Origin of the sequence: Ensifer sp. YR511, from assembly GCF_900103045.1 — a bacterium.
In the GTDB taxonomy this organism is placed as follows: Bacteria; Pseudomonadota; Alphaproteobacteria; order Rhizobiales; family Rhizobiaceae; genus Ensifer; species Ensifer adhaerens.
In genome coordinates, this window is record NZ_FNGR01000029.1 from 76966 (window position 1) to 88683 (window position 11718).

General features: G+C 61.3%; 11 protein-coding genes. 5 read left to right on the forward strand and 6 right to left on the reverse strand.

The annotated features are described in order from the left end of the window. The 6 genes from BLU15_RS30895 to BLU15_RS30920 all read right to left on the reverse strand — a co-directional run bounded on the left by BLU15_RS30895 (position 1) and on the right by BLU15_RS30920 (position 6672). On the reverse strand, positions 1-1986 hold the full coding sequence (locus BLU15_RS30895) for an oxidoreductase (protein WP_090300697.1): 1986 nt from the start codon (positions 1984-1986) through the stop codon (positions 1-3). Between the two features lie 118 nt (positions 1987-2104). Continuing rightward, the gene (locus BLU15_RS30900) at positions 2105-3184 is read right to left on the reverse strand and encodes a quaternary amine ABC transporter ATP-binding protein (RefSeq protein ID WP_090300699.1); all 1080 of its coding nucleotides are present in this window, start codon (positions 3182-3184) and stop codon (positions 2105-2107) included. After that, positions 3177-4064, reverse strand: a complete 888-nt coding sequence (locus BLU15_RS30905) for an ABC transporter permease (RefSeq protein ID WP_034799981.1) — start codon at positions 4062-4064, stop codon at positions 3177-3179. The genes BLU15_RS30900 and BLU15_RS30905 overlap by 8 nt, the downstream gene beginning before the upstream one ends. A 103-nt stretch (positions 4065-4167) precedes the next feature. After that, on the reverse strand, positions 4168-5169 hold the full coding sequence (locus BLU15_RS30910) for an ABC transporter substrate-binding protein (protein WP_090300701.1): 1002 nt from the start codon (positions 5167-5169) through the stop codon (positions 4168-4170). 65 nt (positions 5170-5234) lie between these two features. Beyond that, positions 5235-6035 (reverse strand): pyrroline-5-carboxylate reductase family protein, encoded by an 801-nt coding sequence (locus BLU15_RS30915; protein ID WP_090300704.1) that lies wholly within the window; start codon positions 6033-6035, stop codon positions 5235-5237. A gap of 7 nt (positions 6036-6042) precedes the next feature. Further along, on the reverse strand, positions 6043-6672 hold the full coding sequence (locus BLU15_RS30920) for a TetR/AcrR family transcriptional regulator (RefSeq protein ID WP_090300706.1): 630 nt from the start codon (positions 6670-6672) through the stop codon (positions 6043-6045). Between the two features lie 147 nt (positions 6673-6819). Between BLU15_RS30920 and BLU15_RS30925 the strand changes: the two genes are divergently transcribed. From BLU15_RS30925 to BLU15_RS30945, 5 genes are all read left to right on the forward strand, one after another. Continuing rightward, the gene (locus tag BLU15_RS30925) at positions 6820-8856 is read left to right on the forward strand and encodes an NADH:flavin oxidoreductase (RefSeq protein WP_060582030.1); all 2037 of its coding nucleotides are present in this window, start codon (positions 6820-6822) and stop codon (positions 8854-8856) included. Positions 8857-8858: 2 nt separating this feature from the next. Next, the gene (locus tag BLU15_RS30930; protein ID WP_060607854.1) at positions 8859-9464 is read left to right on the forward strand and encodes a dimethylsulfonioproprionate lyase family protein; all 606 of its coding nucleotides are present in this window, start codon (positions 8859-8861) and stop codon (positions 9462-9464) included. A 45-nt stretch (positions 9465-9509) separates the two neighbouring features. After that, entirely contained in the window at positions 9510-10259 is a 750-nt protein-coding gene (locus BLU15_RS30935; protein WP_090300708.1) for an electron transfer flavoprotein subunit beta/FixA family protein, read from the forward strand. Positions 10260-10282: 23 nt separating this feature from the next. Then, the gene (locus BLU15_RS30940) at positions 10283-11224 is read left to right on the forward strand and encodes an electron transfer flavoprotein subunit alpha/FixB family protein (protein ID WP_090300710.1); all 942 of its coding nucleotides are present in this window, start codon (positions 10283-10285) and stop codon (positions 11222-11224) included. A 91-nt stretch (positions 11225-11315) separates the two neighbouring features. After that, positions 11316-11718 (forward strand): alcohol dehydrogenase catalytic domain-containing protein (locus BLU15_RS30945; protein WP_176960408.1); only part of this gene is annotated, 403 nt, incomplete at its 3' end.

Here is an 11718-nt window from a genome sequence, read left to right on the forward strand (position 1 = left end):
TCAGATCTCCAGTCCCGCTTTCCTACCCTCATAAAACGCATAGGGTGCCTGCCGCGGTGCGGCGCAATCGCCGATCTGGCGCGTGGCGATACCGCGTTCGGCGAGCCCCGGCATCAGCCAGTCGGCCGGGGCATTCGTGGTGGCCGTCACCAAGGCATCCGCGTCGATGAAGCGACACTCTCCCGTGGTGTGGTCGACGATGGTCGCGCCGTTGCCGTGCCATTCGATGACGCTGGCTTCGACGATCCATGTGACGCCGAGTTTCCTGAGCGCCTGGCGCATCGGAACGTCGGCTGCGGTTCGCTGCAGCTCCTTGCCGACGAACGGGTCGGGCGTCAGGAGCGCCACCTCGTGGCCCTCCTCGGCGAGCTTCCAGGCGGTGCCGCAGCCGCGCCAGCCGCCGCCTTCATCCAAAAGCAGAACGCGCTTGCCCGGCCTTGCCTGCCGCGCCATGACGGCTTCGACTGTGAAGACGTTACCCTTCGCCAGGCCCGGCATCGCCTCGACCGCCGGCAGCGCTTTCTGGAACACCGTCTCCGGCGAATAGGAGCCGGTGGCGACGATGACACGCCCGAACTCGGAAGGATCGATGTCCTCGGCCTCGACATAGGAGTTGAGGCGAACCTCTACACCGAGTTTTTCGAGCTGGCGCTCATACCAGGCGATGAGATCGAGGATCTGGGCCCTTCGTGGCTGCATGCCTGCGAGCAGGAAGTTACCGCCGAGCCGGTTCGACGCCTCGGCGAGCGCGACTTCGTGGCCACGCTCGGCGGCCACCCGGGCGGCCTCCAGTCCGGCTGGGCCGCCACCGATGACCAGCACGCGCTGGGGATCGCTGGTCTTCAAAAAGCGGTCGCCGTTCCATTCGGCCTCGCGGCCGACGGACGGGTTGATCAGACAGCTGATCCAGTAGTCGCGCGACCGGCGTCCCCAGCACATCTGATTGCACGAGATGCAGCCGCGAATGTCCTCCGGGCGATCTTCGGCCGCCTTCTTTGCAAGATGCGGATCAGCGATCTGCCCGCGCACGATCGAAACGAGGTCGGCTGCTCCCTGGCCGAGCACCGTTTCGGCGTTTTCGGGGGTGCGGATGTGGCTTTCGGCGATCACAAGCGCGTTCTTGACGACACTCCTCAGGACTGAAGCGAGATCGGCGCCAAGTTTTTCCGGATAGAGGAACGTCGGCATCAGCTTGTAGAAATCGAGGTAGCCGCCAGAGCCGCAGGTGACATAATCGATAAGGCCCAGTTCGTCGTGCAGGCGGATGATTTCGGCAAGCTCGTCGCGTTGAAGCGCAACCTTCACGTCCGGTTCGTCACTGACGGCAAGGCCGACAATGAAATCCGGCCCGCAGACGTCCCTGATCCGCGTCAGGATTTCCCGAGACATCCGCGTGCGGTTTTCAAGCGAACCGCCCCACTGATCGTCGCGCCGATTGCACCATGGCGTCCAGAATTGGTCGACCAAACCGAGATAGGCAGCCCATACTTCGACGCCGTCAAAGCCGGCGTCCCGACAGCGACGTGCCGCCGCAACGAAGCCATCGATCGTTTCCAGGATTTCCGCTTCGGTCATCGGATGCGAGCCGTCGCTGTCATGATAGCTCGGCCCGCCCGAAGGCGACCAATGCGGATGGAACGAATTGTCGGAATCCCCATGCGCTCCGACGTGATAGAGCTGCTGGATCGCTATGGCTCCATACCCTTTGATCGCCTCGACCACCTTCTTGAAATGGGGGATGACACTGTCATCGGAGTGGCGAAAATTGCCGCGAGTTAAAACGGCTGCGGCATGGACGGGCATGGGTTCGACGACGATCATCGCGGCGCCGCCGATCGCTCGTTCCCGGTAATAGGCGGTATGTCGTTCGGTCGGCAGACCCTCGACCGCCATGTTCGCCGTGTGCGCGCCGAACACGATCCTGTTCTTCAGCGTGTGGGACCGCAGTTTGAGAGGGGAAAACAGCCGAGGAAATTTCTTGGACATGGCGCAACTCCTGGCGGGGAGGGGATTGGGACTGGAATGAGGGAGGAGCCACCCTTGGCGCTTTTCCGGGCGGAGGACCGGCCGCCCGGAGGAATGGCATTCGCCGGCCGATCCGCGCTTACGCTGCGTTGGCCGCGATTGCCATTGCGCGATCGTTCGTCTCGTGCGCATTGACCATGGCGCCCGCGAGCTGGCGGAAGGTGACAGTGCCGAGAGGTATTCCGGACGGATCGACGACGGTGATATCACCTTCGGGTGCAGAGGCGAGCGTACGGACCGCTTCTTCGATTGTGAGATCGGCGGCAATCCGTTGCCCACTGTCGGCTGCAGTTGCGCCAAGCGGTGCCATGATCGCCTCCACATGGACAACGCGGCCCCGGTTCACCTCCTTGACGAAATTGGCGACATAGTCGTCGGCAGGCCTCAGCACGATATCCTGGCTCGTGCCCTGCTGGATGACCTCGCCGTCGCGCAAAATGGCAATCTGGTCACCGAGCCTCAGCGCTTCGTCGAGGTCGTGGGTGATGAAGACGATCGTCTTTTTAATCTCCTTCTGCAGGTCCAGAAGCACCGTCTGCATGTCCGTGCGGATGAGAGGATCGAGGGCTGAATAGGCCTCATCCATCAAAAGCACCGGTGCGTCGTTGGCAAGCGCGCGGGCGAGCCCGACGCGCTGCTGCATGCCGCCGGAGAGCTGATTGGGATACTTGTGCTCGAAGCCCTTAAGTCCAACCCGTTCCAGCCAGCGCATGGCAGTATCGATGCTTTGTGCGCGCGCTACGCCCTGGATTTCAAGGCCGAAGATCGTGTTGTCGAGCACGCTTCGATGCGGAAGCAGCGCGAACTTCTGGAACACCATGGCGGTCTGGTGGCGGCGGAACTCGCGCAGTTCCGCCTCTGGCATCTTCACCACATCGACGCCGTCGACGAGAACTTCGCCGGCCGTCGGATCGATCAGCCGGTTGATATGCCGGATGAGCGTCGACTTGCCCGAGCCGGAAAGCCCCATGATCACCTGGATCGAGCCCGACGGCATCTCGATGTTGATGTCGCGAAGGCCGAGCACGTGCCCGTGACGCTCGTTCAGTTCGGTCTTGGTGAGGCCGTTCCTAACCGCCTCGACATGAGCCCCGGCATTCGGTCCGAAGATCTTATAGAGATGGCGGATTGCGATGCCGCCGAAAGCGTGCTCAGCCATGGACCACCTCCCGGTGCTTCTGCAATCGTTCGCCATAGGCCTGGCTGACCCGGTCGAACATGATGGCGATGCCGACGATCGCAAGACCATTGAAGATACCGAGCGTGAAGTACTGGTTGGCGATCGCCTTCAGTACGGGTTGGCCAAGACCCTGAACACCGATCATCGAGGCGATGACGACCATGGCAAGCGCCATCATGATCGTCTGGTTGATCCCTGCCATGATGGTCGGCAGCGCAAGCGGGAGCTGCACCTTGAAGAGCTTCTGCCGGTTGTCGGCGCCGAAGGCATCGGCCGCCTCCAGTACGTCCTTGTCGACCAGGCGAATGCCGAGATTGGTGAGCCGGATCATCGGCGGGATCGCGTAGATGACGACGGCGATCAGGCCCGGCACCTTGCCAATGCCGAGCAGCATGACGACGGGGATCAGGTAGACGAAGCTTGGCATGGTCTGCATGACGTCGAGCACCGGGTTGACGACCCGCTGGACCCTGTCGGAGCGCGACATGAGAATGCCGATCGGCAGGCCGATCGCGATCGACAGGATCGTGCAGACGAAGATCATCGAGATCGTCCGCATCGTATCGTCCCACATGTCGAAGTAGCCGATGAGCAACAGCGTCACGAGACAGCCGGCGGCGATGCGAATGCTTCTGGTCGCTGCCCAGGCGATGGCGAGGATGAGGAGCGTGATGATCGGCCAGGGCGTCTTGGTCATGAACCGTTCAGAAGCGATTAGAAAATGCTGGAGCGGCACGAAGAAGCCCTCGATCAGATCACCGTAGTTTCGGGTAAAGCCGCGAAACGTTTCGTCGATAACTTTCTTGAGGTTTCGAAGCGCGTTGTCGTCCATGCTGGGAAATTGATAAAACCAGTCCATTCGGTTCCCCTTCTCGAAAGAGCCGATGCGTTCTTGTTGTTATGTCGGCGAGAACGGTGCGATATGCTGAAGGCACACCGCACCGGGTTTTCGGCCGTGCTGACTACAGCGCAGCCTCGATCTTGGCGGCGGCCTCTGGGGAGACCCACTTCTTCCAGATATCCGGGTTTTCTTCGAGGAAGTGCTTTGCACCTTCCTCGCCGCTCGCCTGGTTGTCGGTCATCCAGGCCATCAACTTGGCGATTGTCTCGTTGCTCCAGGAGCGCTTGTTGAGGTACTCCATGACCTCGGGGCCAGCTTTTTCGGAAAAGGGCTTGGCGACAAGTGTCACGATCGTATCGACCGGCCAGGCGCTCGGCTTCGGGTCAGTGCATTCGGCAACCGTAATGCAACGCTTCCACTCGGCTGCGTCATAGGGGACGCCTGCCTCAAGCTGCACCATCTCGTATTTGCCAAGCAGGGCGGTCGGTGCCCAGTAATAGCCGACCCAGCCTTCCTTGCGCTCATAGGCCTTGGCAATCGAGCCGTCGAGGCCTGCTGCCGAGCCGGTGTCGACCAGCGTCCAGCCGGCCTTCTCTGCTTCGAAGGCCTTGTAGAGCTGTGCGGTCACGACCGTTCCACCCCAACCCTGTGGACCATTGAAGATCGCGCCCTTGCTCGGGTCTTCAGGGTCCTTGATGAGGTTGGGATGCTTCAGGAGATCGGGAATACTCTTGATGTCTGGATGGGCATCGGCGAAATACTTCGGGATCCACCAGCCCTGAACGCCGCCATCGGGCAGCGGAGACCCGACCTTTACGATACGGCCTTCTTCGGTTCCCTTCTTGACCACGTCGGGAAGCAGATCGATCCAGGCCTCGGGCGCGATATCCGGCTCGCCTTTTTCCGCCATGGAGGTGATCGTCGGTACGGTATCGCCGATGGTGATTTCGGCGCTGCAGCCGTAACCTTCATTGAGGATGATCTTGTCGAGATTGGAAATGACCTCGGCACTTTGCCAGTTCATGCTGGCGATGGTGACGCTGCCGCAGTCTGCCGCGCTGGCGAGCGACGAACCGGCGACGGTCCCAAGGAACAGGCATGTCGATGCTAGCAAGCTTTTCATTATCGTTCCCTCTTTTGGCGGCTTTTCTTCTGAGGCGAGGCGCCGCGGACCCCGTCTCAACGACGCTAGGAGGCTTCTCCCATGCGAACCGATTTCCTGAACGCAGCCCTCAATCCGCGTGAGACGGCGGTATCGAATCCGGCCGCGCGCATCTCCTCGATCGCGGCCGCGGTGGTGCCGCGATAGTCGAGGAAGGTCTGGACAATGTCGGTCGGACAGTCGTCACGCTGCTCAAGCAGCCGACCGGCACCCGTGATAAGGGTATTGACGGCACGCTTGGCGATCTCGGGAGCCAGTCCTTGCGAGACGGCGTCTGCCATCATCGCTTCGGCGAGCAGCGCCGGAAAGGCAGGCCCGGATCCGGTGAGGCCGGTCAGATAGTCGATTTCCGCTTCTGAATGCACTTCATCCTGAGAACCGCAAGCATCGAAGATCGCCCTTATGATGTCTCGATCGTCGTTCTGCAGCCCGGCGGCTGCGACCCACGGCGTATAGGACTTGCGGACTTCGGCCGCCGCATTTGGCAGGGTTCGGACCACGCGGTCCGTCCGATGATGCTCAACAAGGGCGCTGAGGCGGATGCCCGCCATGACGGAGATGACAAGCTTGCCCTCGGCAACAACGTTCAGGCTGAGCCAGTCAGCCGGACGGACGGAGAGAACGATGACGTCCGAGCGGTCGGCAAGTGCCTGATTGTCCGATGTCCAGAAGGAGCGGTTGAAACGGTCAGGGCGCTCGCTACGATAGGAGAGCGACAGGTTCTGAGGCTCGACGATGCCGGCGTCGAGAATGGCGTCGGCGATTGCTCCGCCCAGCCATCCCGCACCACCAATTACGCCAACCCTCAAAGGCCCGCCCGGTTCCATGCTTCTCTCACTCTGGTTTGTAGCCATGCCGGGCGAAGAAGCGATCGAGCTCCCTCTGCTGTGGTGTTTGTCCGGTGTAAATCGCGATGTATTCCGGAATGCGCTTCATGCGGAGCGCAAGATCCTCCTTGGACTGCATCGAGATGTATCCAATCTGGACCAGGTAGGTCGTTCGTGCGCGAACGTCCGCCGGTCCCGCGTCATATCCGAACCGCATGAACATGCGGCCCAGCGCCTCCATTCTCGCCTGATCGGCCTCATGGACTTCGGCCTGTATCTCGGGCGATTGCAGCGCCCAGCTGCGAACGGCGAACTCGAACTGGGAGTCGAACAGTTCCTTGTTCACCCAGCAGTCGAAAACGTTCAGCATCGCCTCGGCCAAGGACTCCGCATAGGCTTCGGACTGTCTGACCAGATTGCCGGTATTCTTCTCCCTCCAGCGCGCGACGAGGGCACTCAGCAGTTCCTCCCGGTCCTTGAAGAACCAATAGAAGCTGGTCCGGGAAAGATTGAGCCGTTTGGCCAACGGCAGGATCTTCACCGAGTCCACGCCCGACTCGAGCAGGGAGTCATAGGCGGCCTCGAGCCATCCCTCCTGAGAACCGCGCCAGCCAGTGTCAGTCATCGCCTGTTCCATGATTGCCTCCTAACAAATCCAAACGGCCGTTTCAAGCAAAATGTACATATGTGTCGAATATCTGAACCGAGGTGTTTTTGATTATTGACACCTATGTACATTTCCGCTTACCGTTGCGATAAATTCCCATAAACCGGAGCCCGTCGCATGTCGAACGATCCCCTGCTTCAGCCGTTTCAGTTGAAGCATTTGACCCTGCGCAACCGCATCATTGTTACGTCTCACGAGCCTGCCTATCCCGAAGACGGCATGCCGAAGGACCGCTACCGTGCCTATACCGTTGAGCGGGCCAAGGGCGGGGTGGCGCTGACGATGACCGCCGGCTCGGCGGCAGTGTCCAAGGACAGCCCTCCGGTCTTCAACAACCTGCTCGCATACAAGGACGAGATCGTGCCTTGGATCCGGCAAATGACCGACGCCGTGCATGAAGAGGGGGCTGCGATCATGATCCAGCTCACGCACCTCGGCAGGCGTACCCGCTGGGACAAGGGCGATTGGCTCCCGGTCGTTGCACCCTCACATCATCGCGAGGCAGCGCACCGAGCCTTTCCCAAGAAGCTCGAAGACTGGGACATCGAGCGCATTATCAAGGACTTTGCGGACGCCGCCGAACGGATGAAGGCGGGCGGTATGGATGGTGTCGAGCTGGAAGCCTACGGGCATCTTATTGACCAGTTCACCTCGCCGCTCACCAACGAACTCGACGGTCCTTATGGAGGTTCGCTCGATAACCGCCTGCGCTTTTGTTTCGACGTCTTCAGGGCCATGCGCGAAAGGGTCGGCAACGACTTTATCCTTGGCGTTCGCTATACGGCAGACGAATGTCTTCCCGGCGGGACAGGAAAGGCCGAAGGCCTGGAGATTTCCCGTCGTCTCAAGGAAAGCGGCCTCATCGATTATCTGAATGTCATCCGCGGTCATATCGATACGGATCCGGGCCTCACAGATGTCATCCCGATTCAGGGGATGGCGAGCGCACCACATCTGGATTTTGCCGGCGATGTGCGCGCGGCAACCAAATTTCCAACCTTCCATGCAGCCAAGATCCAGGACGTGGCGACGGCCCGTCATGCAATCGCTGCCGGCAAGGTCGACATGATCGGTATGACCCGCGCCCACATGACCGACCCGCATATCGTGCGGAAGATCATGGAAAAGCGCGAGGATGATATTCGCCCCTGCGTCGGCGCCAACTACTGTCTCGACCGCATCTATCAAGGTGGCATGGCTTTCTGCATTCACAATGCGGCGACCGGTCGCGAAGAAACGATGCCGCATCGGATCCCGAAGGCTGCCGTTCGCAAGAAGGTCGTCATCGTCGGTGCCGGTCCGGCCGGCCTTGAGGCTGCTCGCGTCTCGGCGGAACGGGGTCATGAGGTCGTTGTTTTGGAGGCCGCGAACAATCCGGGCGGTCAAATCCGCCTGACGGCCCAGAGCGAGCGCCGGCGGGAAATGATCGGCATTATCGACTGGCGCATGAGCCAGTGCGAAAAGCTCGGCGTCACCTTCCGGTTCAATACCTGGGCCGAGGCTGAGACGGTACTCACCGAAAAGCCCGATGTCGTCATTATCGCTACCGGTGGATTGCCGCACACAGAGGTGCTGTCGAAGGGCAACGAACTCGTCGTTTCCTCCTGGGACATCATCTCCGGTGATGTGAAGCCTGGAACCAACGTGCTCATCTTCGACGACGCCGGCGACCATGCGGGCCTCCAGGCTGCCGAGTTCCTCGCCAAGGCCGGTGCCAAGGTGGAAATCATGACACCGGACCGCTCCTTCGCGCCCGAAGTCATGGCGATGAACCTCGTTCCTTACATGCGCTCGCTGCAGAAACTCGACGTCACCTTCACAGTCACGTACCGGCTGGAGTCGGTTGAAAAGAGTGGCAACCAGATCATCGCCCATGTTGGCAGTGACTATGGCGGCGTTGCCAAGCAGCAGACCTTCGACCAGATCGTCGTCAACCACGGAACCATCCCGCTGGACGACCTCTATTTCGAATTGAAGCCTGACTCGCGGAACCTTGGCGAAGTCTCCTACGACGAGCTTATTGCCGGCACACCGCAGTCCGTCGAACGCAACCCGGAGGGCGCCTATCAACTCTTCCGGATCGGCGATGCCGTTGCGGCCCGCAATACACATGCGGCCATCTACGATGCGCTGCGTCTTGCCAAGGACATCTGAGAATGGCGCGGTTTGACGCCTTGCAAGCGTTTCTGGACGCGGCCTTTGTCGCGTTCAACCAGTTTTCACAGGATCTGAGGGCGCGCCAGTCACTCATGCAGATTTTTGCCCAGCTTGAAGCGCCGCAACCGCAACGTCTGGACATCGGCAAGCGCCTCCCGGTCTGCAGCCAACATCTCGACAGTGTGCTGGCTGCAGAAACCGGCCGATCGTCCCTGGATACGCTAATCAGACGCTTCTCGGACCTTGAACCGATGCTCGAATGGAAGTGGCGCTCGGTCTACGACCATACGGCCAGCGAAAATTTCTTGGTGAGCCACGCCAATGCGATGATCGCCGGACCGGGCGGCCTGGAGGACCGGAGGGACCTCTGGCTCGGCGCGACGCTGATGGCGCCGTATGTGCGTTATCCCGACCACGACCACGCCCCGGAAGAGACGTACCTCGTCCTGTCGGAAGGCGAGTTTCAGCATGGCGATTCCGAATGGTTCTCACCCGGGATCGGAGGTTCCTTCTACAATCCGCCTGGCGTCAGACACGCCATGCGGTCGGGTGAAAAACCGCTGTTTGCATTCTGGGCATTGTTGCCTGATCGACCGAGGCACTGACGAAAGGGCGTTCGGCCGAGACCGAGCGCGGGAGAAAGGTTTGCCATGAAAATACTTGTGACGGTGAAACGGGTCGTTGACTACAACGTCAAGATCCGGGTGAAGGCAGACGGTTCGGGTGTCGAACTTGCGAACGTGAAGATGTCGATGAACCCGTTCGACGAAATCTCGGTCGAAGAGGCGCTCAGGCTGAAGGAAGCCGGCAAGGCGGACGAAGTCGTCGTCGTTTCCGTTGGTCCGGCCAAGGCCGAAGAGACGCTGCGCACGGCGCTCGCCATGGGGGCGGACCGCGCCATCCTGGTTGAGACCGAAGACCAGGTCGAGCCGCTCGCTGTCGCCAAGATCGTCAAGGGCGTGGCCGAGGCTGAACAGCCGGGCCTGATCATCGTCGGCAAGCAGGCAATCGACGACGATTCGAACCAGACCGGCCAGATGCTGTCGGCCCTGCTCGGCTGGGCGCAAGGGACCTTTGCCTCCAAGGTCGAGATCGGCGATGGCAAGGCAACCGTGACCCGCGAAGTCGACGGCGGTCTGCAGACGATCGACATCAAGCTGCCGGCCGTCGTCACCACCGACCTGCGCCTGAACGAGCCGCGCTACGCCTCGCTGCCGAACATCATGAAGGCAAAGAAGAAGCCGCTCGACAAGAAGTCGCCGGCCGACTTCGGCGTCGACACCGCTGCCCGCCTCAAGGTGCTGAAGACCGAGGAGCCGTCGGGCCGCAAGGCCGGCATCAAGGTCAAGTCGGTCGCCGAGCTCGTCGAAAAGCTCAAAACCGAAGCCGGCGTGCTCTGATTTAAGGAAAGGGAGATTTTATCATGGCCATTCTTCTTCTGGCTGACCACGACAGCAACCACCTTTCCGACCAGACCGCCAAGGCGCTGAGCGCGGCCTCGAAAATCGCCAGTGGGACTGGAGCCGATGTGCATGTTCTCGTTGCCGGCGCCGGCGCCAAGGTTGCAGCCGAGCAGGCCGCCAAGCTTGCGGGCGTTGCCAAGGTGCTCGTTGCCGACGACGCCTCGCTTGCCAACAACCTGGCAGAGCCGCTGGCGGCCCTGATCGTCTCGCTCGCCGGCAACTACGACACCATCGTGAGCGCCGCCACCTCGGTCGGCAAGAACGTCATGCCGCGCGTCGCAGCCCTGCTCGACGTCTCTCAGGTCTCGGAAATCATCGAGGTCGTCTCTTCCGACACCTTCAAACGTCCGATCTATGCCGGCAACGCCATCCAGACCGTACAGACGACCGAAGCCAAGCGCGTCATCACCGTGCGCACCGCTTCCTTCGCTTCCGCCCCTGAAGGCGGTTCGGCCGCGATCGAGAGCGTCTCGGCTGCCGCCAACCCGGGCGTTTCCTCCTTCGTCGCCGACGCGCTGTCGTCGTCCGACCGCCCGGAGCTGACGTCTGCCAAGATCATCATCTCGGGCGGTCGTGCGCTCGGCTCGTCGGAAAAGTTCAGGCAAGTGATCCTGCCGGTTGCCGACAAGCTCGGCGCTGCCGTCGGCGCTTCGCGCGCTGCGGTCGACGCCGGTTACGCTCCGAACGACTGGCAGGTCGGCCAGACCGGCAAGGTCGTTGCGCCCGATCTCTACATCGCCTGCGGCATTTCCGGTGCCATCCAGCACCTCGCCGGCATGAAGGACTCGAAGGTCATCGTCGCCATCAATAAGGACGAAGAGGCGCCGATCTTCCAGGTCGCCGACTACGGCCTGGTTGCCGATCTCTTCCACGCTCTGCCGGAGTTGCAGAAGGCTTCGTAGGTCCGTTTTTAAGCGACCGAACCCAGGTGGGCTGACCGTGGTTCGGTTGGCCCTTGCACGCGATTGAAGCATCAACGAAAAGGATACCACAGTGGATGTACGCGCCGCCGTTGCCGTTCAGGCAGGCAAGCCGCTCGAGGTCATGACGGTTCAGCTCGAAGGCCCGCGGGCCGGCGAAGTGCTGATCGAGGTCAAGGCCACAGGCATCTGCCACACCGACGATTTCACCCTGTCCGGCGCCGATCCGGAAGGCCTGTTCCCGGCGATCCTCGGCCATGAAGGCGCCGGCATCGTCGTCGACGTCGGCCCGGGCGTGACCTCGGTGAAGAAGGGCGACCACGTCATCCCGCTCTACACGCCCGAGTGCCGCTCCTGCCCGTCGTGTCTGTCGCGCAAGACCAATCTGTGCACCGCGATCCGCTCGACACAAGGCCAAGGCCTGATGCCCGACGGCACCTCGCGCTTCTCGATCGGCAAGGACAAGATCCACCACT